Annotated in this window: 26 protein-coding genes and 2 other annotated features; of the genes, 11 read left to right on the forward strand and 15 right to left on the reverse strand. The window is 45.0% G+C overall.

Annotation, left to right across the window (positions count from 1 at the left end):
- Positions 1 to 35: 35 nt before the first annotated feature.
- Complete coding sequence (locus tag CHH91_RS00905) at positions 36 to 1,835, reverse strand: S9 family peptidase (protein ID WP_095221072.1); 1,800 nt, start codon at positions 1,833 to 1,835, stop codon at positions 36 to 38.
- A 150-nt stretch (positions 1,836 to 1,985) separates the two neighbouring features.
- Here CHH91_RS00905 and CHH91_RS00910 point away from each other — a divergent pair, with 150 nt between their 5' ends.
- The 4 genes from CHH91_RS00910 to CHH91_RS00925 all read left to right on the forward strand — a co-directional run bounded on the left by CHH91_RS00910 (position 1,986) and on the right by CHH91_RS00925 (position 5,437).
- Complete coding sequence (locus CHH91_RS00910; RefSeq protein ID WP_095221074.1) at positions 1,986 to 3,605, forward strand: ABC-F family ATP-binding cassette domain-containing protein; 1,620 nt, start codon at positions 1,986 to 1,988, stop codon at positions 3,603 to 3,605.
- A gap of 53 nt (positions 3,606 to 3,658) precedes the next feature.
- The gene (locus CHH91_RS00915) at positions 3,659 to 4,114 is read left to right on the forward strand and encodes a methylated-DNA--[protein]-cysteine S-methyltransferase (protein ID WP_095221076.1); all 456 of its coding nucleotides are present in this window, start codon (positions 3,659 to 3,661) and stop codon (positions 4,112 to 4,114) included.
- 3 nt (positions 4,115 to 4,117) lie between these two features.
- Positions 4,118 to 4,882, forward strand: a complete 765-nt coding sequence (locus tag CHH91_RS00920; protein WP_095221078.1) for an NAD-dependent epimerase/dehydratase family protein — start codon at positions 4,118 to 4,120, stop codon at positions 4,880 to 4,882.
- Between the two features lie 126 nt (positions 4,883 to 5,008).
- Positions 5,009 to 5,437 (forward strand): VOC family protein, encoded by a 429-nt coding sequence (locus tag CHH91_RS00925; RefSeq protein WP_095221080.1) that lies wholly within the window; start codon positions 5,009 to 5,011, stop codon positions 5,435 to 5,437.
- A 115-nt stretch (positions 5,438 to 5,552) separates the two neighbouring features.
- On the opposite strand, the gene CHH91_RS00930 is transcribed toward CHH91_RS00925, so the two are convergent.
- The 10 genes from CHH91_RS00930 to CHH91_RS00970 form a co-directional block, all read right to left on the reverse strand.
- Positions 5,553 to 6,803 carry an ABC transporter permease gene (locus CHH91_RS00930; protein ID WP_095221082.1) on the reverse strand — a complete coding sequence of 417 codons (1,251 nt, stop codon included), beginning with the start codon at positions 6,801 to 6,803 and terminating at the stop codon, positions 5,553 to 5,555.
- Positions 6,796 to 7,701 (reverse strand): ABC transporter ATP-binding protein, encoded by a 906-nt coding sequence (locus tag CHH91_RS00935; protein WP_095221084.1) that lies wholly within the window; start codon positions 7,699 to 7,701, stop codon positions 6,796 to 6,798. The genes CHH91_RS00930 and CHH91_RS00935 overlap by 8 nt, the downstream gene beginning before the upstream one ends.
- Positions 7,702 to 7,876: 175 nt before the next feature.
- Complete coding sequence (trpA, locus tag CHH91_RS00940) at positions 7,877 to 8,656, reverse strand: tryptophan synthase subunit alpha (RefSeq protein ID WP_095221086.1); 780 nt, start codon at positions 8,654 to 8,656, stop codon at positions 7,877 to 7,879.
- Positions 8,649 to 9,854, reverse strand: a complete 1,206-nt coding sequence (gene trpB / locus CHH91_RS00945) for a tryptophan synthase subunit beta (RefSeq protein ID WP_095221244.1) — start codon at positions 9,852 to 9,854, stop codon at positions 8,649 to 8,651. Before trpB ends, trpA begins: the two co-directional genes overlap by 8 nt.
- Before the next feature lie 5 nt (positions 9,855 to 9,859).
- A complete protein-coding gene (locus CHH91_RS20405) occupies positions 9,860 to 10,468 on the reverse strand; it encodes a phosphoribosylanthranilate isomerase (RefSeq protein WP_176465617.1) in 609 nt (202 codons plus the stop codon).
- Positions 10,465 to 11,247, reverse strand: coding sequence for an indole-3-glycerol phosphate synthase TrpC (gene trpC / locus CHH91_RS20410; protein ID WP_176465618.1), 783 nt, complete (start codon positions 11,245 to 11,247; stop codon positions 10,465 to 10,467). Before trpC ends, CHH91_RS20405 begins: the two co-directional genes overlap by 4 nt.
- The gene (trpD, locus tag CHH91_RS00955; protein ID WP_095221088.1) at positions 11,244 to 12,263 is read right to left on the reverse strand and encodes an anthranilate phosphoribosyltransferase; all 1,020 of its coding nucleotides are present in this window, start codon (positions 12,261 to 12,263) and stop codon (positions 11,244 to 11,246) included. Before trpD ends, trpC begins: the two co-directional genes overlap by 4 nt.
- Positions 12,244 to 12,846 (reverse strand): anthranilate synthase component II, encoded by a 603-nt coding sequence (locus CHH91_RS00960; protein ID WP_095221090.1) that lies wholly within the window; start codon positions 12,844 to 12,846, stop codon positions 12,244 to 12,246. The genes trpD and CHH91_RS00960 overlap by 20 nt, the downstream gene beginning before the upstream one ends.
- The gene (gene trpE / locus CHH91_RS00965) at positions 12,827 to 14,230 is read right to left on the reverse strand and encodes an anthranilate synthase component I (protein ID WP_095221092.1); all 1,404 of its coding nucleotides are present in this window, start codon (positions 14,228 to 14,230) and stop codon (positions 12,827 to 12,829) included. Before trpE ends, CHH91_RS00960 begins: the two co-directional genes overlap by 20 nt.
- A gap of 65 nt (positions 14,231 to 14,295) precedes the next feature.
- Positions 14,296 to 14,540, reverse strand: a binding site (T-box leader).
- Between the two features lie 26 nt (positions 14,541 to 14,566).
- Positions 14,567 to 14,778: a binding site (T-box leader), on the reverse strand.
- 54 nt (positions 14,779 to 14,832) lie between these two features.
- Complete coding sequence (locus CHH91_RS00970; RefSeq protein WP_095221093.1) at positions 14,833 to 15,984, reverse strand: DEAD/DEAH box helicase; 1,152 nt, start codon at positions 15,982 to 15,984, stop codon at positions 14,833 to 14,835.
- Positions 15,985 to 16,093: 109 nt separating this feature from the next.
- On the opposite strand from CHH91_RS00970, the gene CHH91_RS21135 reads away from it, so the two are divergent.
- Positions 16,094 to 16,222, forward strand: coding sequence for a hypothetical protein (locus CHH91_RS21135; protein ID WP_255220708.1), 129 nt, complete (start codon positions 16,094 to 16,096; stop codon positions 16,220 to 16,222).
- Positions 16,223 to 16,318: 96 nt separating this feature from the next.
- Here CHH91_RS21135 and CHH91_RS00975 read toward each other — a convergent pair whose 3' ends face one another.
- Positions 16,319 to 17,161 (reverse strand): 3D domain-containing protein, encoded by an 843-nt coding sequence (locus CHH91_RS00975; protein ID WP_095221094.1) that lies wholly within the window; start codon positions 17,159 to 17,161, stop codon positions 16,319 to 16,321.
- A 375-nt stretch (positions 17,162 to 17,536) separates the two neighbouring features.
- Positions 17,537 to 19,114, reverse strand: coding sequence for a bifunctional metallophosphatase/5'-nucleotidase (locus CHH91_RS00980; protein WP_095221095.1), 1,578 nt, complete (start codon positions 19,112 to 19,114; stop codon positions 17,537 to 17,539).
- A 172-nt stretch (positions 19,115 to 19,286) separates the two neighbouring features.
- Here CHH91_RS00980 and CHH91_RS00985 point away from each other — a divergent pair, with 172 nt between their 5' ends.
- The 4 genes from CHH91_RS00985 to phnE (CHH91_RS01000) all read left to right on the forward strand — a co-directional run bounded on the left by CHH91_RS00985 (position 19,287) and on the right by phnE (CHH91_RS01000) (position 22,729).
- Positions 19,287 to 20,213, forward strand: a complete 927-nt coding sequence (locus CHH91_RS00985; RefSeq protein ID WP_095221097.1) for a phosphate/phosphite/phosphonate ABC transporter substrate-binding protein — start codon at positions 19,287 to 19,289, stop codon at positions 20,211 to 20,213.
- A 136-nt stretch (positions 20,214 to 20,349) separates the two neighbouring features.
- Complete coding sequence (gene phnC / locus CHH91_RS00990; protein WP_095221099.1) at positions 20,350 to 21,132, forward strand: phosphonate ABC transporter ATP-binding protein; 783 nt, start codon at positions 20,350 to 20,352, stop codon at positions 21,130 to 21,132.
- Positions 21,129 to 21,920 carry a phosphonate ABC transporter, permease protein PhnE gene (gene phnE, locus CHH91_RS00995; protein ID WP_095221101.1) on the forward strand — a complete coding sequence of 264 codons (792 nt, stop codon included), beginning with the start codon at positions 21,129 to 21,131 and terminating at the stop codon, positions 21,918 to 21,920. Before phnC ends, phnE (CHH91_RS00995) begins: the two co-directional genes overlap by 4 nt.
- Positions 21,917 to 22,729 carry a phosphonate ABC transporter, permease protein PhnE gene (gene phnE, locus CHH91_RS01000; protein WP_095221103.1) on the forward strand — a complete coding sequence of 271 codons (813 nt, stop codon included), beginning with the start codon at positions 21,917 to 21,919 and terminating at the stop codon, positions 22,727 to 22,729. The genes phnE (CHH91_RS00995) and phnE (CHH91_RS01000) overlap by 4 nt, the downstream gene beginning before the upstream one ends.
- Positions 22,730 to 22,768: 39 nt before the next feature.
- Here phnE (CHH91_RS01000) and CHH91_RS01005 read toward each other — a convergent pair whose 3' ends face one another.
- Entirely contained in the window at positions 22,769 to 23,332 is a 564-nt protein-coding gene (locus CHH91_RS01005; RefSeq protein WP_176465619.1) for a nitroreductase family protein, read from the reverse strand.
- 226 nt (positions 23,333 to 23,558) lie between these two features.
- On the opposite strand from CHH91_RS01005, the gene CHH91_RS01010 reads away from it, so the two are divergent.
- Positions 23,559 to 24,392 carry an ABC transporter ATP-binding protein gene (locus tag CHH91_RS01010; RefSeq protein ID WP_095221107.1) on the forward strand — a complete coding sequence of 278 codons (834 nt, stop codon included), beginning with the start codon at positions 23,559 to 23,561 and terminating at the stop codon, positions 24,390 to 24,392.
- Between the two features lie 32 nt (positions 24,393 to 24,424).
- Here the strand turns inward: CHH91_RS01010 and CHH91_RS01015 are convergent, their stop codons facing one another.
- On the reverse strand, positions 24,425 to 24,757 hold the full coding sequence (locus tag CHH91_RS01015; protein WP_095221109.1) for a helix-turn-helix domain-containing protein: 333 nt from the start codon (positions 24,755 to 24,757) through the stop codon (positions 24,425 to 24,427).
- A gap of 161 nt (positions 24,758 to 24,918) precedes the next feature.
- On the opposite strand from CHH91_RS01015, the gene CHH91_RS01020 reads away from it, so the two are divergent.
- Positions 24,919 to 25,914: an asparaginase gene (locus CHH91_RS01020; protein WP_095221110.1), complete on the forward strand. Its 996-nt coding sequence runs from the start codon at positions 24,919 to 24,921 to the stop codon at positions 25,912 to 25,914.
- The last annotated feature ends 5 nt before the right edge of the window (positions 25,915 to 25,919 follow it).

A 25,919-nucleotide genomic window follows, 5' to 3' on the forward strand; every position in this document is an offset into this window, starting at 1 on the left:
CAAAGGCAGTGCCAGCGCACTGCCTTTCCCTTTACTTATCCAATCGGATGATCCAACCTCTGCTTATCGAGAAACTTGACAATCTGTTCAAAGACTAACAGTTCATTTTCTTTCTTAGAGAAGCCATGCCCTTCATCCTCAAGCAGCAAATACTCTACTTCCACTCCTTTATCCCGTAATGCGTTTACGATTTTATCCGACTCTGCTTGTACGACACGCGGATCATTCGCTCCTTGTACAACCATCATCGGTTTTATCATATTTTCTAAATATGTAATTGGCGAATCCTCGATGAACTTCGCTTTATCTCGGTCCGGATTTCCTACGAATTGATCCATCATTTGCTTCCAATGATCCGGCACAGAATGATAAAAAGTGAACAAGTCACATGGTCCGAAAATGTCGACAAATGCCCGGAACAAATCACTATGCCTTCCATGCAAGAGCAAGGTCATGTAGCCGCCATAGCTGCCTCCGACACAATAAAGTGTTTCTGGTGTGGCATACCCTTGATCAAACAGCCATTCGGCACCTTTTACACAATCTAAGCGTGGACCGTAACCCCAATCCCTTTCCACCATTTTCATAAAGTCTGACCCATAACCGGCGCTGCCGCGGAAGTTCGGAGCAAAGACGGAATAGCCATTTGCCAGCCAATATTGGAAATAAGCACGGAAAGCTTTCGTTTCCAAACTTTGCGGTCCACCGTGCGGCCAGAAAATTGTAGCCCGGTTACTGACTTCATCAGAAGCTTTGAACCACAAAGCTTCGATTTGTAAGCCATCAAATGATGAATATGTAATCGTTTCGGCTTCGACAAGCATCTCTTCCGGCACGCCCGGCACGCGATTCGTGACAATTGGCTCCCACTCTGAACCAGTAAACGTAAAAATTTGCATCGGTGAAGTGGAAGTAGAGCCAAGAACATAAAGCGCACCGCTTGCAGCAATCTTCAAGCTTAGAATCATATCAAATGGCGTAACTACTTCCCTCCAACCTTTATCCGCAATTGTAAGACGATAAAGCCTCGCAATCGCGCCTTCCAAAGTCCTAACATATAAACAATGATTAGCAGCATCATAATCCAGTTCATCCATCGAAGCATTAGGAAGTTTTTTTATAATAGTAGTCAATTGCTCATCTAAATCGTAAGCGGCCAAATAATGATGATCTTCATGCAAGTTTGTCAGGTAATACACTTTTCTGCCTGCTACAACGGCTTGGCGCATTTCCTGTATTTCTTCCGGTTCAGATGAGAGCACATGTGTCTTGTCTCCGTCCAAAGCTTCGATCAAGCTATGCGTGTTGCTGAATTTTTTCACATAAGCAATGATATAACCGTCTTCGCTAACAGATTCAATTGTCGTTAATGCATCTTCTCCAACAACAAGCAGTTCTTCCTCACCTGTCATTACATTTCGCCTAAAACTATTGAAGTATTCAGGATTACCCTGACTCGTTGCATAGTATAGATATTCACCATCATCGGACAGATGTGAAATGAATTGCTTCGTCTCCTGTTCTGCAGGAATTAAAGATTTAGCCTGGCCTCCTGCTGGAGAAATGACTTTGATTTTGTAATTCTCATCTCCGTCTACGTCGCTGGTAATTAGCGTATATCTGCCTTTTGGATCACCATGAACACTCCCGATAGACTGATTTTCGAACGTGAGCTGGCTGGGGAAACCGACTGGAAGTGCTTTGCTCCACAAATTCATCTTACCGCTTAAATTGGATACAAACAGAAGTTTATCCTCGTTACTTGTTACAGCGAATTTCCCAAGTGTCAAGGTTTGCAGGAATTGCCTTGCCGCTGGTTTTGGAAAATCAATCATATGCTCATCCCTTCCTTTTTATGTAAGTATAGCAAACACCTCATAATAAAATCAGACTTTATTACAAAATTTTGAACATTGACTTACACTCTTATTTCCCGTAAGCTTAAGGCATGCGTGACATTTTTGATCATGGAGGAAAAGGTATACATGATAACGGTAAATAATGTAGGTCTACAATATGGCGACAAAAAGCTATTTGAAGAAGTTAATATAAAGTTCACCCCTGGAAACTGCTATGGGGTTATAGGTGCAAACGGTGCCGGAAAATCCACTTTCTTGAAAGTACTTTCTGGTGATATTGAGCCGCAGGTAGGTAACGTAGCGATTGGTGATGGAGAGCGTCTAGCCTTCCTGAAACAGAACCACTTCGGATATGAAGAGCATGAAGTTCTGCAAACGGTCATGATGGGTCATGAGCGTCTATTCAAAATCATCGAAGAAAAAGATGCGCTTTATGCAAAAGCAGACTTCTCTGAAGCAGACGGCATGCGTGCCGCTGAACTTGAAGGTGAATTCGCAGAGCTTAACGGTTGGGAAGCAGAATCTGATGCCGCTGTTCTATTAAAAGGCTTAGGTATTTCTGAAAACTTGCATGATAAAAAAATGGCTGAACTGACTGGTTCCGAGAAAGTGAAAGTGCTCCTTGCACAAGCCTTGTTCGGCAACCCTGATGTTTTGCTTCTGGATGAGCCTACCAACGGACTTGATTTGCAGGCGATCCAATGGCTGGAAGAATTCTTGATCAATTTCGATAACACAGTTATCGTCGTATCCCACGACCGTCACTTCTTAAATAAGATTTGTACGCATATCGCGGATGTTGACTTTGGTAAAATCCAGCTTTATGTGGGTAACTATGACTTCTGGTATGAATCCAGCCAGTTAGCTACACAAATGGCACAGGATGAGAACAAGAAAAAAGAAGAGAAAATCAAGGAATTACAAGCCTTCGTCGCGCGATTCAGTGCGAATGCTTCGAAATCCAAGCAAGCGACTTCCCGTAAGAAGATGCTTGATAACATCACATTGGAAGACATCAAGCCTTCTTCCCGCCGCTATCCGTATGTAGGATTCCAGCAAGAGCGCGAAATCGGTAATGATGTACTTACTGTCAAAGGCATTTCGAAGACAATCGACGGTGTCAAAGTACTCGATAACGTCAGCTTCACAATCGGCCGTGAAGACAAACTTGCCCTTGTCGGCCGCGATGAGATCGCGAAAACAACACTATTGAAAATCATCATGGGTGAAATGGAGCCTGACGCTGGTGAGTACAAGTGGGGTATCACTACTTCCCAATCGTACTTCCCGAAAGACAACTCCAAATACTTTGATGGTGTGAATTTGACTTTGGTGGAATGGCTTCGTCAGTACTCTCCTGAGGACCAGACAGAGACGTTCCTTCGCGGATTCCTTGGACGTATGCTATTCAGCGGGGAAGATGCACTGAAAGAAGCGAACGTGCTTTCCGGAGGAGAAAAAGTACGCTGTATGCTATCGAAGATGATGCTCAGCAAATCGAATGTATTGGTAATGGATGAACCGACGAACCACTTGGATCTTGAATCCATCCAGTCCTTGAACGAAGGATTGATCAAATTCAAAGGTGTTCTTCTCTTCACTTCCCATGACCAACAGTTTGTGAACAGTATAGCGAACCGTCTGATCGAGATCACTCCAGCTGGTATCGTAGATAAAGAAATGACGTATGATGAATATGTTTCTGACAAAAAGCTGCAGAAAGAAATTGCGGCAATGTACAGCTAATCTATCAAGCTCCAAGGCTTTCCGCTTTGGAGCTTATTTCTTAGGAGGCAATCATGTCTTATACAAGTAATATCGAGACGCCTTTAGGTAATGTACAGATTACAGCAACAGATCAACTCATAACAAGCATCCTATTCGGTGAACAGCTGCCTGCTAACGAAAACATGCTGACAAAACTGGCTCAAACTCAGCTGCAGGCTTATTTTAACGGTGAACTTACCAATTTCCAGCTGCCACTGGCGATGAACGGAACTTCGTTTCAGCAGCGTGTGTGGGAACAGGTCAATCAAATACCATATGGCAGTTCCGCTTTTTATAGCACAATTGCCGAAGATGCAGGTAATGGACGAGCCGTTCGGGCAGCAGCCAGTGCGGTCGGGCGAAACACATTCGCCATCGTCATCCCCTGCCATCGGGTTGTCGGCAGGAGCAGGATTGTAACAGGTTACCGCTGGGAGCCGTGGCGTAAGAACTGGCTGTTGGAATTCGAACAACAAAGGAGCAGATGAAAGATGAAAGTACTTGTGACAGGAGCTGCCGGTCATATTGGCAAGAATTTAGTCAAGGCTATCCACGATCAATATGATCTAGTGATGACCGATATTAAACAAGACGAAGACTTAAATCAATTCGGTACATTTAAACAAGCTGATCTTGCTGTAGCAGAAGAAGTCGAACAGCTGGCAGAAGGTGTGGATGCAATCGTCCATTTGGGCGGGATTGCAACAGAAAGCACATACGAGAAGATTAACCGAAACAACTTCAATGGAACCTACCATGTATATGAAGCAGCCCGGAAACATGGTATCAAACGCATCGTTTTCGCCAGCAGCAACCACGCTGTCGGCTTCCATCCGATCAATCAATCGATCGGACCAGATGCCCCTCACCTGCCTGATACATACTACGGTTCCAGCAAAGCATTCGGAGAGAACCTGGCGAATATGTATCACAAAAAGCATGGCATTGAAACGGCCAGCCTGCGCATCGGCAGCTATTTGGAGAAACCCGCGGAGCATCGCAACCTGAATACATGGATCAGTGTCCGGGATATGAATCAGCTGATTGTCTGCTGTCTGGAGGCGGACCAAATCGGCACGAGTGTCTTTTATGGCGTGTCTTCCTTGCATAATGACTACTTTGATAATCGAGATGCAGCCAAAATCGGCTATGATCCCGACGACAATCCTGAGGATTACAGGGAAGAAATAGAAAATGTGAAGATGGAAAATGTGACTGACTTTGTTGGCGGTATATTTACCAACTTCGGAAGATGATTCGAACTATCCTATCCGGCCAGTCTGGATGGATAGTTCTTTTTTACATAGATAGTAAAGGAATCTCGCAATCTGCCGCGAAATCCTTACAGGAATGAAATAAAACATAGTAAAGGATGAACTTACATGGTACAAGGAATCAATTCTTATATTGTGACAAACGGCAATGGACAAGAAGCAGTCAAATTATATGAGGAGGCCTTAGGGGCTCAAGTACTGCATATACAAACTTTTGGTGAGATGCCGGAGGATCCTAACCACCCAATTCCGGCTGAAGCAAAGGATCGCGTTTTGCATGCGCATTTAAAAGTGGGCGGCAACGACTTGATGCTATCTGATACATTCCCAGGTCAGCCGCTCGAGTTAGGGGACCAAGTAGGAATTGCCGTTATTATCAGCACTCCGGAAGAAACAAAGGATGTATTTGAGAAGCTGTCAAGCGGCGGCCAAATCATTATGGAACTGCAGCAGACCTTCTGGAGTCCTTTATATGGGCAGGTCAAAGATAAGTTCGGTGTAACATGGCAGGTATCTACTGCAAATGAGGCGCAATAGAAGATTGGCAAGGTATAAAGCGTAGCTATAGCTCCCGCCTAAGCGGGAGCTTATTTTTAACAAAAAACGTACAGAAAACAAGAAGTTCTCTGCACGCTCAACAATCTTACCATATCTATTTTTTTATATTTCCTGATAGCTTTAACGCTTCCTTCAGCTGATTGAATGATCCGCCTTTACCATACATCAATACGCCGCCGCGATAGATTTTAGCAGCAATCCAAGCAATCAGCGTAATGGTTGCTACAAGGATTGCGATGGAAAGGGCTATTTCCCAGGCAGGAACGCCAAGCATTCCAATACGTAAAAACATAATCATCGGTGTGAAGAATGGAATGTAGGATGTCACGACTATGAGTGGTGAATCGGGTGAGCTAAGTCCATAGATAGATAGAAAGAATGCTCCCATCACCAAGAAGATAACTGGACTTACAAGCTGCTGGACATCCTCCATTCTGCTTACAACCGATCCGAGCCCTGCACAAATTGTGGCATATAAGAAGTAGCCTAGGATAAAGAAAATCAACGCAAAGGTTAATGTGACCGGCGATGCATCAGCGATACCAATAAAATCGAAGAAGCCTCCGCCCAGTTCTTCCCCGCGGATCTGCACCATTGCATACACTGCTACCGTGATTAAAGCGACTTGTGTAAGTCCTACCATTCCTATCGCCAGAATCTTGGCGAACATTTGGCCGACCGGCGAAGAGCTGGAGATCAATATTTCCATCACTCTTGATGATTTCTCATTGGTGATATCCGTTGCGATCATCATGCCGTAAACAATCACACTCATATATAGAGCAAAAACTAAAATATAAACAAGTCCATATGATCCTGCCAATTCTTCTTCCGTTTTTGCATTATCATCAAGGGCATCCCGCTGGAAAGACACTGGTGCATATATATCCTGCATCGTCGCTTCGTCAACGCCTGCCTGAGAAGCTGCTTGGGCAACTTTGATTTGCTGCAGCTGTGCTTCTATTGTTTCACTGGTACTGTTCGTGAGCTGCATACTGTAAAAAGCGGCTTCTGGCAAGCTTTGTTCAGACTGACTTAAAACGAGCAGTCCTTCATATTCCTCATTCTCTACTGCATCTTTCGCTTCTTCTTCGCTTCCATTGAATAATTCTGGCTGATATTCTTCTGCACTGGCATGTAATGCTTCATAGGTCTGCTGATTTTCTGTTTCATCTATAACAGCTACGACCGGTTCTTCAGAATCGCCGGTAAAACGGTCGATAATATCCGGCACATAAAAGATTCCGCAGATAACAAGTAAAAATATCGCACTCGAAATGACATAACCTTTTGTTTTTACTCGAGAGAGATAGGTATGCGAAAACACCGTCCAAAACTTACGCATAAGACTCACCTGCCTTTTCAATGAAGATATCGTTCAGCGTTGGTTCTTCCACTTCAAATTTGCTGACAAATCCTTTCTCGGTCAGCTGCTTCCATACAGAAACGGCATCTTCTGATGATGCAATCTGAAGTCGGCATCCCTGCTGCGTCTGATGGTACTTCACCACACCTGATGCTTCTTTTAAAAAGGTTAAGTCATAGTCTGCTGATATGGTAATGTTCTTCTTGCGGAAGGATCGCTTTATTTCGATTAAGTCGCCCTCTACGACCGGCTTTCCGTGCTTCATAATACAAAGAAAACGACATAGTTCTTCTACATGCTCCATGCGGTGAGACGAGAAGATGATTGATGTTCCATTATTTTTCAGGTCCATTACGGCTTGCTTCAGCATTTCCACATTAACTGGATCCAGTCCTGAGAATGGTTCATCCAATATCAATAGGCGAGGATTGTGCAATACAGCGGATATGAATTGTATTTTCTGCTGGTTTCCTTTAGAGAGCTCTTCCACTTTCTTGTTTTCATATTCTGTTATATTAAATCGATCAAGCCAGTTCTTTATTGCTTTCACACTGTCTGCCTTTGCCATCCCCCTAAGCTTGGCTAGATACACGAGCTGATCCTTTACGGTAAGCTTTGGATAAAGTCCGCGTTCCTCCGGAAGGTAGCCAATTTCATCACTCTGGTCATACGTAATCTTTTTACCACGCCAGAATATCTCTCCTTCTGAATTCTCCAATAAGTTAAGAATCATACGGAAAGTAGTCGTTTTACCAGCACCGTTAGCTCCTAGGAATCCAAAAATTTCTCCTTCTGGTATCGACAATGTCAGCTGGTCGACAGCAGTATGCTTGCCGAACCTCTTCGTCACATCTTTTAGTTCAAGCACTAGCACCATCCTTTCTTTTTCCTCTTAATGAATCTACGGATGGTTGCCGGAAATGTTTCACTGTATTATAAGTTTGAACTAAGCGTTTCGGGCTGGGGACAGACAGACCTTTCTCCTCTTAAACAAAAAAAGCGCAGAGAAAACATGATTTCCCTGCACTCCAACTATAACGAAAACAAATCATTTACACTTGCTTCCTTGATCTAATCAACTCTTCCACTTGCTGTCTGTCTCCTTGATGCAATGCATCGACAATCTTACTTCCGACCACTACTCCATCACAATATTGGCTCAGTTCCTTCACATGCGCTGGTGTAGAAACTCCGAAACCAGCCAGTACTGGTGCGTTGCTGATTTTTTTCAGCTCCTGCAGATGTGTTCCCAGCTGATCGACGAATGTCGCTCTCTCCCCTGTGGTACCTGAAACTGTCACGGCATAAAGAAAGCCTTCAGCGCGCTCAGCGAGTGCCCGGATCCTTTCTGGTGTACTGGTCAAAGCGACCAAACGGATCAGAGCTATTTCATGCTTTTGAAGGGCTTCGACAACAAGTCCTTCCTCTTCAAGCGGCAGATCAGGCAGGATAAGACCAGATATCCCTGCTGCAGCACAGGCTGACGCGAAGTCTTCCACACCAAAGGCGAAGACTGGATTCAAGTACGTCATGATAACAAGCGGCACATGGCAGCTGGCTTTTTCCTTAGCAACCTCATCGAGTACTGCACGGACAGTCGTGCCTGCCTCCAATGCGCGAATTCCAGCTGCCTGGATAGTTGGCCCGTCTGCGACTGGATCTGAAAAAGGAAGACCAAGCTCGATTGCTGTTGCACCACTATCAGCAAGAAATTGAATGCGTTCATTCAAACTGTCCAAGCCGCCATCACCAGCCATTATATATGGTACGAAAGCTTTTTCCCCAGCTTGTGATACCGTTTGAAATGCATTATCCAGCATAGCTTTACTCATACAGATCTCCTCCTGTTTCATGCGCTTCCCTGATTGTGTTTACATCCTTATCCCCGCGTCCGGACAAACAGACAACAAGCACATCCTCTCCACCCATCACTGGCGCCAGCTTTTTACAGTATGCGACTGCATGCGCGCTTTCCAGTGCTGGTATGATTCCTTCTGTTCTGGATAGAAGTCGCACAGCCTCTAGCGCTTCTTCGTCGGTAACAGCATCGTACGTAACTCGACCAGCATCTTTTAAATAGCTATGCTCCGGACCGACGCCTGGATAATCCAATCCGGCCGAAATGGAGTGAGGCTCCTGTACCTGACCGTCTTCATTTTGAAGCAAATAGGATAATGATCCATGCAGAATTCCCGCTTTCCCCTCTGTAAGAGAGGCTGCATGCTTACCTGTTGGTAGCCCCATACCTCCTGCTTCCACACCGTACATTTTAACACCGCGATCATCCACGAACGGATAGAACATGCCAATTGCGTTACTTCCTCCTCCAACGCAGGCAACAATTGCTTCCGGCAGCTTGCCTTCTGCCTCGATGATCTGCTTGCGGGTTTCATCGCCGATAATCCGCTGGAAATCACGGACGATTTGCGGGAATGGATGCGGGCCGGCAGCTGTACCGAAAATATAATGTGTATCTTCTACATTCGCCGTCCAATAGCGCATCGCTTCGTTTACTGCATCCTTCAAGGTGCCGTTACCCTGATCGACGGATACGACTTGAGCGCCTAAGAGCTCCATCCGGTATACGTTCAATGCTTGTCGTCTGACGTCTTCTTTTCCCATGAAGATGATGCATTCCAATCCTAGCAACGCACTGACTGTCGCAGTGGCAACACCATGCTGGCCAGCGCCTGTTTCCGCCACAACCTTTTTCTTGCCCATCCGCTGTGTGAGCAACGCCTGCCCGATTGTGTTGTTGATTTTATGTGCCCCTGTATGGTTAAGGTCTTCTCTTTTCAAATAGATCCTCGGTCCGCCAAGAGTTGCTGTTAAGCGTTCTGCAAAATAAAGCGGGGTCTCCCGTCCGATATACTGTTTCAAGTAATAGCGCATCTCTTCTTGGAAGGCAGGATCTCCCTTCGCTTCCTTGAATGCTTCTTCTAGTTCCAAGATGGCTGGCATGAGTGTTTCTGGTACAAATCGGCCGCCAAAGCTTCCATAATGCCCGGTTTCTGTCGGATATGTTGCCATGTTTTTCACTGTCCTCTCTTTGCCGCTGTAATGAATTGTTTTATTTTAATCGGATCCTTTTGTCCATCTGTCTCCACGCCGCTGCTGACGTCGACCCCAGCAGGACTCACTTCCTCAATCGCCTGCTGTACATTGCCAGCATGCAATCCGCCTGCAAGAAAGAGCCTTTCCCTCGGAATTGTTTCTGAGCTTGCCAGCGACCAGTCGAATGTGGTGCCGTTCCCTCCCCTATATGCTTCAGCCGGACTATCCAGCAGATAATAATCACATGGGTAATCAGCCAGCTGCTTCAGGTCATCCTCTGAACCTACCGAAAAAGCTTTAATGACAGGCTTGCGGATAGCTTTAATGTAGTCTGGTGTTTCGTCGCCATGCAGCTGAATATAATCCAGTTCTGCCGTCTCGGCTATGACCAGCAAACTCTCGATCGGCTCATTGACAAATACACCTACTTTTTTCACATGATCTGGAAGCTTTTTCCCGATGCCGGCAGCTTGCTCAGGTGACACTCTCCGTCTGCTGTCCGCAAAAACGAATCCGATCATATCAGCTCCTGCAACCACCGCTGTCTGCCCAGCCTCCACAGACTGAATGCCGCAAATCTTGACGATCATGACTGCTCCGCTCCAACCGGAACTTGGAGTGTCTCCAGTACTGCTGCTATATCGTCAGCTCGCATAAGTGTTTCCCCAACAAGGATTCCCCTTGCCCCTGCTTTTGCTGCACGAGATGCATCAGCTGATACCGTTATGCCGCTTTCGCTGATAACAAGAATATTTGAGGACTCAATTCTCTCTATCAATCTTTCTGTTACACCCAAATCCACCTCGAAGGTTTTTAGATTTCGATTATTGATGCCGATGATATTGGCACCAAGCTTCTGCGCTTGCTCTAATTCTTCTTCATTGTGCACCTCTACCAGCACATCCATCTCTTTGGATTTTGCATACTGATAGAGAGCGTGCAATCGCTCTTCTTCCAATGCCGCTACAATCAATAGAATTACATCAGCACCATAATCAGCTGCTCGGTCTATCTGAATTTCATCAAGGATGAAATCTTTATTCAATATCGGTACTTCCACTGCCTCCCGGACAGCTGCCAAATCATCCATCGTGCCTTTGAAAAACGGTGTATCAGTCAACACTGAAATTGCACCCGCTCCTGCGGCTTCGTAAATCTTTGCCTGGTCCGCAGGTACAACATCGGGATTGATCATTCCTTTGGAAGGTGAAGCACGCTTGATTTCTGCGATAATCTGCAGCTGTTTCTGTTCTTTGAATCGTTCATATAACGATATCGGCTTGCGCTGCGCTGCTGTCGGTCGATATGTTTGCTTCATTGTACTAATTTCCGTTCGCTTCTCTTCTAGTATCCTTGCTAAGAATGTCATGATCTCACTTCCCTTTGTTTATAATCGATCAAGTATTGCAGTTTCTGTCTAGCAGCTCCGCTATCAATGCTTTCCTTAGCAAGCTCGATGCCTTCCTGTATAGAAGCCACTTTTCCATTCGCAAATATGCCAAGTCCTGCATTCAAAACCACTGTGTCCCGATGGACACCTTTCTCCCCATTCAACACACGCAGCAGAATGTCTGCATTCTCAGCTGCATCACCGCCCTTGATTGCTTCAAGCGGATAAACCGGCAGGCCAACCTCATCCGGATGAAGAGTGAAAGCTGTCTGTTTACCGTCCTCCAGCAGGACAAGATGGTTCTCTCCTGCAAGTGATGCTTCATCCATATATCCTGCTCCATTAATGACAATCGCTCTTTTGCGTCCCAGCTTATGGAGCGCTTCGGCCATCATCCCAAGCATATCGCGGCGATAGATGCCGAGCAGCTGTGAATCAAGCTGGACCGGATTCGTCAATGGCCCGATTAAATTAAAGATCGTAGGAATTCGCAGTACTTTGCGCAGCTGCATCACCTGCTTCAGACCTGGATGAACATGAGGCGCGAATAAAAAGGCGATACCATTCTCCTCAAGCAGATGCGTCATCTCCTCTGCCGGCAAATACAATGGGATCCCCAGCTTCTCCAGTACATCCGCACTTCCGGTTCTGCTTGATATGCTGCGATTCCCATGTTTGGCAATCGTAATACCCGCTCCAGCAATGACAAAGGCTGCAGTCGTACTAATGTTGAAGCTTTGCGATCCATCGCCTCCGGTACCGCAGTTATCCATCACATTTGCTGCCTGAAGGGGAATTGTCTGCGCTTTTTCCCGAATTGCAGCCACCATACCAGCTACTTCATCCGCTGTTTCCCCTCGGGTTTGCAGCATCGAAAGAAATGCACCTGCCACAGCATCAGGCATACTGCCATCCAGCAATTCCCGGGATGCCTGCAGCGTTTCTGCATATGTCAAAGCCTGTGTATTCGTAAGCTTAGCCAATAATGGTTCCATTACTTTCCCCTTCTTTCATGGTTAGGATATAATGCTTCACGATCTCCTTACCTGCTTCTGTTCCGATTGATTCCGGGTGGAACTGCAGTCCGTAAACCGGATAGCGGATATGCTGGACAGCCATGATTTCCTCGTCATCCTCTGAATAAGCGGTAACTTTCAATTCATTCGGAATATTGTGCTTATCGATGACTAGAGAATGATAGCGCATGATCGGCAAATCCTTAACTATCCCTTCGATTGCAGGTTCTCCCTCATATCGAAGCGTCGATGTCTTGCCATGCTTGATTTGCCCTGCACGGATAATGTCCGCACCGAAGGCTGTACCGATTGCCTGGTGACCAAGACATATGCCGAGTATCGGAATTTTTCCTGTAAAGTGGCGGATTGCATCGACACATATTCCTGCATCTTCCGGTCTGCCCGGACCAGGTGAGACGATGATTGCCTCGGGTTTCAATGTTTCGATGTCCTGGATGGAGATTGCATCGTTACGTACAACCTTGACTTGTTCCCCAAGCTCCGCTGTGTATTGGAAAAGATTATACGTAAAAGAATCATAATTATCGATCAGCAGTATCATGTAATCCGACCTCCGTTAAAGATTTCGCTTTATGCAGCGTCTCGTGATATTCTGTCTCGGGGTCGGAATCATACACTAGTCCGGCTCCCGCCTGTACATACGCCTTGTTGTCTTTTATGATCATCGTTCGAATAGCCAGCGCCAGATCGAGATCGCCATTCATATTTATATAGCCTACCGCCCCGGCATAGAGCCCTCTTTTTTTCTTTTCAAAATGATTGATCAATTCCATTGCCCTAATCTTAGGAGCACCTGATACGGTTCCAGCAGGAAGTGCTGCAACCAATGCGTCCAATCCAGTCATATTATCTGCTAGTTCTCCTTGTACTTCAGAGACGATGTGCATGATATGCTGGTACTTTTCCACCGTCATATACTTTGTCAGCTCGACGGTGCCGACCTTACACACACGTCCCAGATCATTGCGGCTTAAGTCGACAAGCATCCGATGCTCTGCCAATTCCTTTTCATCGGCCAGCAGTTCAGTCGTCAGCTGTTCATCTTGCTCTGTCGTTTTACCACGGGGCCTTGACCCAGCAATCGGGTTAGCTGTCACTTTATTGCCGCTAGCTTTGATCAAGCTTTCAGGGGAAGCACCGAGTACGGTATAGTCCTCAAAATCGAGGAAGAACATATACGGCGAAGGATTGCTAGCCCGAAGCTTTCGGTAAAAGCTGAAAGCATCTCCATGGAAGTCTGCTGTCAATCGCTGCGAAAGCACTATCTGGAATACATCACCGGCTTTGATGTACGCCTTGGCATCTTCCACCATCTGCATAAATGTTGCTTGATCCGTCTCAGGCTGGAAATAGACTGGCTTCAATACTGCATCGGGTATGTTCTTGAAGGTTGTAATCTCTCGCTCCATAACCTCCAAACGAGCCTGGAGCATATCCGCCGACCGGTTTCTCGCGCCATCAATAGCCAGTAAAGTGATCTGCTGATGCTTATGGTCATAAATGATGATATCCTCATAAAACATAAAATGAACTTCCGGCATACCAATCGGATCCTCTGGCACTTCTCCAATCACTTCGTATTGCCGGATCGAATCATATGCCATATATCCGACAGCACCGCCATAGAAAGGAAACTCAAGCGGCAGCTCCATTCCGCTTATCTGTTTCTTCAGAACCTCTAACGGTTTATCTGCCAGCTTCTCTTCCTGTCCTGAAGACTTCAGCGTTGTATCCTGTCCCTGCCCAATCAATTCTTTATAAGGATTAGCTCCAATGATGGAATAGCGACCCTTTCCTGTATGGTGTACCGAACTTTCCAGCAAAAACTTCTTTTCTCCTGCCAGCCGTTTATAAATTACGACAGGTGTGAGTGTATCTCCGTTCAATTGCTTCTTCTGAAATCGAACACTATCCGTAACCGTCATCTTTTTCGCTCCCTTTTCTTTGAAATAAAAAAACCGTCCCCTATGCACATGATTGGTTCATGTGCATAGGGGACGGTTTTACACCGCGGTGCCACCTCTATTGAAAGCTCTTTTGCTTTCCTCTCATTCGGATACGAAAGCTTTAGCCTTGATATCCTATCCCGGTAACGGGGGAAGCCGGATTCCCCTACTATGTTTCAAGGAATCTCTCTGAAGTCCATTCCATGCTGCCGATTTGACCTGGATCTCACCACACCAGGCTCTCTGTGCAAATCAAGCAGCATGTACTCCTCTTCATCAACGAGTTATGTGTATAAAAAAAGGGCAATCTCTCCAATAAAGGACGAGATTACCCGTGGTACCACCTTTGTTAGCTAACGAACTAGCTCACTTTGCTCCTGCTATCGGGGGAGTTGCCGCCACAGCCTACTGGTCATTTCAGCTATGGTGCTCGGAAGTCCATTCACGTATGTGTCACACCGGTTTCCACCATCCACCGGCTCTCTGAAGTGACCACATAAGCTACTACTCTTCGTCTTCGCTCACGTATCAGATATGTTGGATTCATTGTATTACCCTTGTTTTCATTTGTCAAGGGCAATTTACTCTGCATCCAGTAAATCAGGCTTGCCATTCTCTCCGAAAACAAGTTCTTTTCGCGGCAGATGCTGTTTTGTTTCTTTTTCAATTTGTTTTATTTGATGTCTGTCGCGAGGTGTCACAAAGGCTACCGTTAAGCCCGTACTGCCTGCCCTGCCTGTACGGCCGATGCGGTGGATATAGCTTTCAGTATCCTCCGGAAGATCGTAATTGAATACATGGGTCACACCTTCAACATCCAACCCCCGAGCTGCTACATCTGTTGCAACAAGGAACTGCGTCTTATACTCCCGGAAATTCTTCATAGCACGTTCCCGCTTTGCTTGTGATAAATCACCATGCAGTTCATCCGATTCGAAACCCTGCGCGCGCAAATACCCATGCAGCTCAGAAGCACGTCTTCTTGTCCGGCAGAAGATAATAGCAGCAAATGGACGATACATTTGCAATAACACCTTCAATGCATTCCGCTTCTCACGATCAGACATTTCCAGGACAATCTGCTTTATTTCCTTCAGAGTCACATTGGTTGTTTGAATGGTGATTTCCTTTGGCTTTTGCATCTGGGAGGATGCCAGCTGGCGGATTTCCTTCGGCATTGTAGCAGAGAACAGCAGTGTTTGTTTCGTATTCGGCAATGCATTTGCAACGTCCTTTACATCATGCCAGAATCCCATATGCAGCATCTGATCTGCCTCATCCAGCACGAATGTCCGGACATGGGAAAGATCCACTGTGCCGCGCCGCATATGGTCGAGCAGACGTCCCGGTGTCGCGACAACGATATCCACTCTGCCTTCCAGCTTCTTAAGCTGCTTGACGATATCCTGACCGCCATAGACTGCCAACGTACCAATTTCTTCTTCCGGATGAATCAGCTTCGCCAGTTCATCATAGATCTGGATAGCCAGCTCCCTCGTCGGGCTCAGAATAAGTGCCTGAATGCCAGCACTATCAGCTTCCAGCATTTCCAATATCGGCAGCAGGAATGCAAGTGTCTTACCAGTACCTGTCTGTGCTTTGGCAATCACATCTTTTCCAGCCAAAATTTCTGGAATAGCTTGCTTTTGAACAGGTGTTGGTTCTGTCAGACCTAATTTATGTAATATTTCCAAACGATTATTTTGTAAGTTCAGATCATTGAACACGTTCATGTTGTTCCCTCTTTCATACTTTTTCCATAATTATTATGTGAAGTTTCCATAGAAGTACGCGCGAAAAGTTTGTAAGATACTAGTATACACATAAAAAGGGGGAAATTATATGCAAAAGTGGCTGATCGGCATTTTTGTCCTGCTGATCATCAGTTTCAGCATAATCGGTCTTTTTCGAGGGGAAGGAAATATCCAAAGCATTAACGAGACAAGTAAATCTTCTGTAAATTTAAAATAGTGATGCGTTTATCCTGCACACATGCGGGTAAACTATAATATAAATAAAAACAGGCAGAGCAAACCGCCATTTGCTCCACCTGTTACGCTATTTGTATTAGTCTAGTACTTTTACTGTTACAGTTTTACGTCCCCAGTTCAAAGCAGTTCCTTGATCAGGTACGTGTACATCGATCTTATTACCTTTGATTGCACCGCCAGTATCGCCTGCAATTGCTTCACCATAGCCTTCAACCCATACTTTGGATCCCAAAGGAATGACACTAGGGTCTACTGCAATAACTTTCGCATTAGGATTAGCGTTCAAATCGATACCAGTTGCTGTTACACCAGAGCAACCTTCACATTGGCCAGTATATGCAGTTGCGGATACTGTCAATTCTTTCGTTGCTTCTTGGCTAGTACTTGTAGCTGCTTTTTCTTCTTGGGCAGGAGCTGCTTCTTGTTTAGCAGGTTCTGCTTTTTGTTCTGTTTGTGCAGGTGCTTCTTGCTTTTCTTCTTGTTTAGGAGCTTCCTGTTTAGGAGCTTCTGTCTTAGCAGCTTCCTGCTTCACTGGTGCTGTTTCAGTTACAGCCCCGCCAGTTACAGCTAGTTGCTGACCTATTACAATCAAATCGGAATTAAGGCTGTTCCAAGATTTCAACTCGCCTACCGATATATTGAACTTCCCTGCGATCTTAGAAAGAGAATCGCCTTTTTGTACTGTGTATGAGTCTGTTTGGTTTGTTTCTTTATCTATAGTTAATTTTTGATTAGGAAAGATTAGGTCAGAATCAAGTTGGTTAAGCTCTTTAAGCTGATCTACACTCACTTCGTATTTGTCTGCGATTTTCCAAAGAGAGTCCCCTGTTTGAACATTATATTCAGCAGCTGATGCTGTTGTACTGAATGCCCCCGCAATTACTAGTCCTGTAGCTAAAGATACGACTGTTTTTTTCATACGTCGTTTACCTCCTTAAATTTCTAACAGAACTTATGGTATCACATGGGCTTAGCCAGGTGGGTTACAGGAAGTTTAAGGTTATATTACAGGCTAGGCCTCCAGCAATACTATTGTTACACTGTAATCTTTCTGTAATAAAACATTCGATAACCAAGCTTTTAGGGGCTTTTTTGTAATAAAAGGCCTCTCTTTATTCCATTAATTGTAAAATGACAAAATTAAATTTCTTGTTGACTTTGTTTGCACTCGCTTTTTTTCATTCGGTTTTTGTCGTTTTTCCGGCTTTATTGGGACAAATGTTACAAAATCAATCCTTGATTTCCCTTTTTTATTCCAATTACAGTAGAAAACAGGAGCGGGAGCTCCTGTTTTCTACTTCTTCACTACCCAATTATGATTGCAAGTTGCTTCGATTACATTTCGCTTGCTGATGTAATCTGCAATTAGTTCCGTCATATCTGTTGTGATCTCCCTGACAACATGCTTTCCTTTGAACATGACGTAATCTCCACCGCCAGCTGCCCGGTAATTATTCATTACTACCTCATACATCTCATCTGCAATGACAGGTGTGCCCTTGATGGTCAATTCCTGTACACGGTCTCCAATTTCACGGCTGATATCCAATGTATAGTCTATTCCTTCCCACATGTCATAATTGTAGTGCTGCGGCTTAGGTTCCAGGAAGGAGCGGCTCACCTCAAGCTCACCCTCTTGATCCAAATTGAAGTAAGTAGCAGAGAGTTCGAGTGCATGCTTCATATCTGCTCCAGAAATCTCAATCACCTTTAACGTGTTTGGATAGATATAATTGGAGACGATATCGCGCATCGTAATATTCTGCGGAAAACCAGGCGAAGCATTATGAAACAATGCTGTACTGGAGATGGCAACATTTGCTGCATCCATCTGAACTTTATTGATGAACTCAATAAATGGTGTCTCCTTCACCCTCGTTTCAAAGGCATCATGGATGATCATATCTCCATTTATTTTCCCGATCGGCTGGTCCAGCCATTTCTGTGTTTCCTCTTCATAGGAAGAAACTAGTCTCAGAATCGTTTCATCAGGCTGAATTTCATTCGTGATCGTATGTAATTTCGTCTCTGATGTGACACGTTTTCTACTATTATACAGATGCTCGACAGCAATCGAGACTTCTCCTAGGAATGCACCATTGGATCCAGGCTGCACAACGGTCACATTATTCACCTTTTCAGCAAGTGATCGATGCTGGTGACCGGTGACCAGAATATCAATTCCTTCTATTGAATGGCAAATTTCATAGCCTACATTTTCGCCAGTAAGTGATTCTGTTGGTTCTCCGGTTTCCAGATCACGTTCGAACCCGCCATGATAAGCAACGATAAGGACATCAGGCTGTTCTTTTTCCCGAACTTCCTTCACCCATCTTCTCGTCGATTCCAGGACATGCTCGAACGTAAGCCCCTCAATGTGGTTCGGATCTTCCCAGTTAGGAATGAAATGAGTGGTGACACCAATGACCGCCAGTTTCACGCCATCAATCTGCTTGATTTCATATGGTCTGCCAAAGACAGGTTCCTTTTTCGTCTCATCAAGTATATTGCCACAAAGGTAAGGAAACTCTGCAAGCTGGATTGCTGACTGCAGATACGGCATGCCATAGTTGAATTCATGATTTCCTATTACCGCAGCATCATATTTGAGCTCGTTCATGCATCTGATCAAGGGGTTATCCTTATCTGCTTGGTATTTTGCATGATGATACGTCAGCGGTGTCCCTTGTATCATATCCCCATTATCCAGCAGCAGAACATGCTTCTTTTCTTCTCTTATTCTTTTAATCAAGGTAGCTACCCGTGCCAGTCCCTGAGGAGCTGGTTCGTGATCCCGGTATGTAGTAGGAAAGATATTTCCATGCACATCACTAGTAACGAGCATGGTGATATTTGTCACTTTTTCAGACATACTTTTGATTCCTCCGACCTATTTTTCAGAATTAAAACAGTTTTTGCTATTATCTATCATAACATGCCAAAACTATCTTTACATTCTTATTACAGTAAGTTAACATAAACTGGAACAAGTCGTGATATAGTTGTTCATGCAGTGCAAATTAAACAATTTTTGGGGGTATATCATGTTTAAGAAAATTGCAGGTGTTGGCGCGACTCTATTTCTTGCAGCAGGGTTGCTAAGTGCGTGCGGATCTGACGATTCCAGTGCAGATGGCGGCAGCAACGGAGATTTGAAAGAATTGCGTGTGCAGTTCGTTCCTTCTCAGAATGCAGAAACACTTGAGGCAAAAGCAGAGCCGCTTGCAGATCTTCTCGAAGAAGAACTGGACATTCCTGTTGAAGTAAGTGTATCTACTAACTACAACACTATCATTGAGGCAATGGCTTCCGGCCAAGTAGATGTCGGTTTCCTACCGCCTACAGCATATGTATTGGCACATGACAAAGGTGCTGCAGATGTTATCCTCCAGTCCCAGCGTTACGGTGTCAATCCAGAAGACGGTTCGCCAACTGACGAATTAGTAGATTTCTACTTAGCACAATTCGTCGTGAAGAGCGATTCTGGTATTGATTCTCTTGAAGATTTGAAAGACAAGACGATTGCTGTTCAGGATGTAACATCCTCTGCAGGTTATGTATGGCCTGCCGGTGCACTTGATGCTGCTGGTTTGGACATTCAGTCCGACTTGACTCCAACGACTGTAAAAGGTCATGATGCTGGTATCATCAGCGTATTGAATGGCGACACAGATGCTGCTGTAACATTCCAGGATGCACGTAACGTCGTTAAAGCTGACTACCCAACTGTATTCGAGGATACAAAAGTAATTGCTACTACTGAAAAGATCCCGAATGATACGATCGCAGTCACTCCTGAAATCAATGACGAGTGGAAAGAAAAAATCACGGATGCCTTCATCAACATCGGTAAAGATCCGGAAGGTTTGGAAATCATCCGCGATGTTTACACACATGAAGGTTACGTAAAATCCGATGACAGTAAATTCGAAGTTGTTCGCGAGTATTCCGAAAAATTCGCACAAGAATAATTGAATAATCAAGCTTTCAATCCAGCCAGCCTGAGATTTCCTTAGACTGGCTGGGCTTTTGTCTGTATGTATATCTTTTCTTAACCGTATTTTTTCTGCTTTACTATTAAACTACATAAAAAGGTTGGTATAGAAAGTGATAGAATTTCGCAACGTTTCGAAAACATATCCGAATGGCGTCAAAGGTTTGAAAAACATCAACTTGACTATCGAAAAAGGCGAGTTTATTGTCATTGTTGGTCTTTCCGGTGCCGGTAAGTCTACATTGCTACGCTCGATTAATAGATTGCATGAAATTTCCGAAGGCGAAATCATGATCGATAATGAATCCATTACAGCTGCAAAAGGAAAGAACTTGCGTCATATCCGCCGTGATATCGGCATGATTTTCCAAAACTTCAATCTCGTTAAACGTTCTACTGTTCTGCGGAACGTACTTTCTGGCCGTGTCGCTTACCATTCTACTTTAAGAACTGTTTTCGGCTTATTCCCAAAAGAAGATGTCAACTTGGCCCTTAACGCTCTGGATCGTGTAAATATCATCGATAAAGCGTACACGCGCTCGGATCAGCTTTCTGGCGGACAGCAGCAGCGTGTATCGATTGCCAGAGCTTTGGCACAGGAAGCTAAAATCATCCTTGCTGATGAACCAGTGGCCTCCCTTGATCCGCTGACAACAAAACAAGTAATGGATGATTTGAAAAAGATCAACCAAGAGCTTGGCATCACGACTGTTGTCAACCTTCACTTCATTGATATTGCACGTCAATATGCAACACGCATTATCGGTTTGAATGCAGGAGAGGTCGTGTTCGACGGACCAGTAGAAGAAGCGACAGATGAGAAATTCCAGGAAATTTACGGACAGCAGCTGGAAAAAGAACAGCAGCGAGGGCCAATTGGAGCGGGTACCGAATGAGTCAGCCTCCGAAGAAGACGATTCCGAAACCGCCTACCAGAATTAAGCATTATCTGACAGCGGCAATCGTACTTGCCCTGCTTGCCTTAAGTTATATTCAAACTGGCTCAAGCTTCATGGATTTGATTACGAACCGTGATCAAATGGCCAGCCTTATCATCGATATGTTCCCGCCAGACTGGGCTTATTTTGAAAACATCATCGAACCGATGCTCGAGACGATCCGCATGGCTGTCATCGGGACGACATTCGGAGCTATCATCTCCGTACCAGTAATTCTGCTATGTGCTAACAACGTAAACCGGATACCTTGGATCTCTTATCCGGCGCGATTTGTACTGAACTTGATTAGAACAGTTCCAGAACTATTGCTAGCCGCAATCTTCGTAGCAATTTTTGGTTTAGGCATGATTCCTGGTATCTTTGCTCTGACAATCTTCTCCGTGGGGATTATCGCAAAATTGACATATGAATCTGTCGAAGGAATCGACAAGGGACCTATGGAAGCCATGACAGCGGTTGGTGCGAATAAAGTCCAGTGGATCACTTTCGCTATCATTCCGCAGGCTGCTGCCTATTTCGTTTCGTATGTGCTGTATACATTCGAAGTGAATATCCGTGCCGCTGCCATCCTTGGCCTTGTAGGAGCTGGTGGTATCGGTCTTTACTACGACAGCAACCTTGGTTTCTTGAATTATCCACGTGTCAATACCTTGATCATTGCGACACTTGCCGTTGTGTTGATCATCGATTATGTGAGTAACAAACTACGGGAGAAATTACTATGAGCCAATTACCTACACATACTGTCGATAAACCGAAAGGCCGCGGTAAAAAGGTCTTCAACCGTGTGTTGATCCTAGTTATCCTGGCTGCCATCTATGTTTGGGCTTTTTCTGGGATAGAAGAATTTGAAATCAAGGAAACTGCCGGTCAGATTTCCAAGGCGATTTTCGATGGTATCATCCATCCGGACTGGGCATTCGTCAATGAAGAGGAAGGCCTTATCTTCGGATTGATCGATACACTTGCCATCTCCATCCTTGGTACGTTCATTTCTGCTATTCTTACGATACCATTCGGTTTCTGGGCCGCGAGCCGCCGTGATAAATCCGGCTTCTTCGTTACTGGCCTGGGCCGATTCGTACTTAGCTTCATCCGTGTATTCCCAGAGGTTGTCCTGGCGATTATCTTCATTAAAGCAGTCGGCCCTGGATCATTTGCCGGTGTACTTGCCTTGGGTCTGCACTCCATCGGGATGCTCGGTAAACTATTTGCTGAGGAAGTAGAAGCAATCGATCATGGGCCACGTGAAGCCTTGATCGCAACAGGTGCTAATCGTATCCAGGTACTTGTCTATTCTGTATTCCCGCAAGTACTGCCTGGTTTCATCTCCTATACACTCTATCGTTTCGAACTGAATGTCCGTGGAGCTTCCATCCTCGGTATTATCGGCGCAGGTGGTATCGGAGCACCGCTTATCTTCGCTTTGACTTCCCGTAACTGGCCGCGAGTTGGTGTCATTTTGCTTGGTATCATTATATTGGTATCCGTTATTGATTTAATCTCCGGCTATTTACGTAAAAAGATCGTATAAAGAAAACAGCGATTCTGCTTTGAACAGAATCGCTGTTTTTTAGTTCAATACAGTTGTACGTTCGCTTGCAGGCACTCTTGGCTTCGCTTTCGGTTCCTTCCCGATAAATCCGACTTGCAGGAGTCCGATATTACGCTCCCCTGGCCTGATTTGCAGTAATTCCCTCGCATCTGCATTCTCAAGCAATGCATTCGTCTTCCAGATCGTCCCGATGCCTTTTTCCCAAGCAAGCAGACTGAAATTCTGGATCAGCATACTGGCAGAAGCATAATCTTCTTCCCGGAATTTCATTTGTGTATTTTCCTCTAGGACGACCGCAATCCAAAGCGGGACATCGGTAATCTTCCTTCTTAGCGCCTCTGCTTTTTTCTCTTTCTCTTCGGCAGTTGCAGCACCTTTCGCCCCTTGCTTCGCATTGATGTCCCCAAGCCTTTGTTTCGTATCGCCATCAATCAGGATGAAACGCCATGGCTGCGTCATCTTATGATTTGGCACCCAAACTGCTATATCAAGCAATTTCTGTATCTCCTCGTAAGAGATCCTTTTACTCGTATCATAATTCGTTATGGATCTTCTGTCCTTAATCAGCTGCTCCAATTGCATCTGTCTCACTCCTCTTCCCATCTCCGTGCTTTTCTTTAATTGAAAATCATTATCAATATCATATCTGAATATTCCATACACTGTCAATGTGCGAGTAATTTGGAAAAAATCTTACTTTTTTATGAAACTTTTCGGATAACGCTTGAACAGACACCAATTTTGTGACAATATAAATGATAACGAATCTCATTCTCAAAGCAACGAGAAGAGGAAAGGGGTACCAGTAATGGGACGTTTACAGACGGAATTACTCGAAGTAGCCTATGGAGATAAATCAATCGTAAAAGATTTGACTATAGAAATACCTAAAGGAAAGATTACAGCTCTTGTCGGAGCGAATGGTTCCGGCAAATCCACTATACTTAAAACGATGGCACGTGTCATGAAACCGAAGAACGGCACGGTACTATTGGACGGGAAAAGTATCCATAAACAATCAACGAAGGCTGTCGCGAAGCAGCTTGCCATCCTGCCGCAGAATCCTGTTGCACCCGAGGGTTTGACAGTGTCTGAGCTTGTTGCATATGGCCGCTATCCCCATCAGAAAGGCTTCGGCACACTTACTTCTTATGATAAGGAAGTCATAGCTTGGGCAATCGAAGTGACAGCAATGGAAGATTTCGCACAGCGTGCGGTCGATCAGCTTTCCGGCGGACAGCGTCAGCGCGCTTGGATTGCAATGGCATTGGCACAAGAAACAGAGACTCTCTTCCTTGATGAGCCGACGACATTCCTTGATATGGCGCATCAGCTGGAAGTGCTTATGCTGCTGCATAAACTGAATCGTGAAGAAAATCGCACAATTGTCATGGTCGTACATGATCTCAATCATGCGACACGTTATGCAGATCATATGATTGCTATCAAAAAGGGACAGGTCATTTGTGAAGGTTCACCCGCTGAAACCGTCACTGCGGAAAACCTGCGGGAAGTATTCAATATCGAAGCTGATGTGATCATCGACCCGCGTTCAGGAGTGCCTCTTTGCTTGCCATATAATATTCTCGGAAGTACCGCTCCTGTTGAGCCAGAACGTATGATGGAGAAAACTTTAGCATAAATAAAACGCGTTGCAGCTTTCTGCAACGCGTTTTATAATGCCTGCTCTTCTTCGATTTGTCTTGTTGCTCGGATAAAAGCTATTGCTCCGCCTATCTCCTTTTCGGTCATCTTCCTTTGATCGACTGACAGCTCTGTATTCCCCCGCTCTGTCAGCTCCAGACTTCTATCAAAATGACGTCCCAGCAAATCGTCACAGCTTGTTCCAAATAAGTCTGCCAGCATAATCAGTGCCTCAAATGACGGACGCCGATATCCGGATTCGTAGCCTGCATATGTGCTCTTGGCTATACCAAGACGGTCTGCGGTATCTTGCAGCGACCAATTTTTCTTTTTCCTTAATTCAGATAACCGATCCAGATTCATCCTACTTCCCCCGCTCATTTTTCCTTCCTATTATTATAGCATCGTTTCGTACGCGATACGAATAATATAATCTTGATTAACCCTAATACCTTCTCTATAATTAGGGTTAAAGTACGCAATTAGCGAATAACATTTTGAGATAGATAGAAGAGGTGCAGGGAATGAAGAAGCTATTATTACTTACCACCGGCGGCACCATTGCATCAGTCGAAGGAACAAATGGCCTGTCACCGGCTGTAGATGCGAATGAATTATTAAGCTATGTTTCCAATATGGATAATGATTATACAATGGAAACAATCTCGCTTATGAATCTGGACAGCACAAACATGCAGCCGGAAGATTGGGTGACGATGGCAGAGGCAGTCAAAGAACATTATGATGCTTACGATGGCTTTGTCATCACGCACGGAACCGATACGATGGCTTATACGGCAGCAGCTCTATCCTATATGCTGCAAAACGCAAACAAACCGATTGTGATCACCGGATCGCAAATCCCGATTACGTTCCAAAAAACAGACGCCAAGAAAAATATCAAGGATGCCATCCGCTTTGCTTGTGAAGAAGTTGGCGGCGTCTATGTTGTATTTGATGGCCGAGTTATACAAGGAACACGGGCAATCAAGCTCCGAACGAAAAGCTATGATGCATTTGAAAGCATCAATTACCCGTACATCGCCTTCATCCATGAAGATGAGGTCGAATACAATAAAAAAATTCAAAGCGAAAAAGTCCCGTTTACCGTTGATACTTCCCTCTGTACTGATGTACTCTTATTAAGGTTGTATCCGGGCTTGAAGCCCGAGATATTGGATGCTTTAGGAAGCATGTATAAAGGAATAGTAATCGAGAGCTATGGCAGCGGCGGTATTCCATTCGAGGGACGCGACCTTCTCCAAAAGATAAACGAATTGGTGGAAAGAGGCATTATCGTCGTCATCACTACACAATGCCTGGAAGAAGGCGAAGACATGAGTATCTACGAAGTCGGCCGGCGCATCAACCAGGATTTGGTGATTCGTTCAAGCAATATGAACACAGAGGCAATCGTACCGAAACTCATGTGGGCACTAGGCCAATCCACTGATCTTAAAGAAGTGAAACGCATGATGGAAACACCGATCGCTGAAGATATTACTATATGGCCCTCTTAAATAAG

Source organism: Virgibacillus sp. 7505 (assembly GCF_002272135.1).
Lineage (GTDB): Bacteria > Bacillota > Bacilli > Bacillales > Amphibacillaceae > Terribacillus.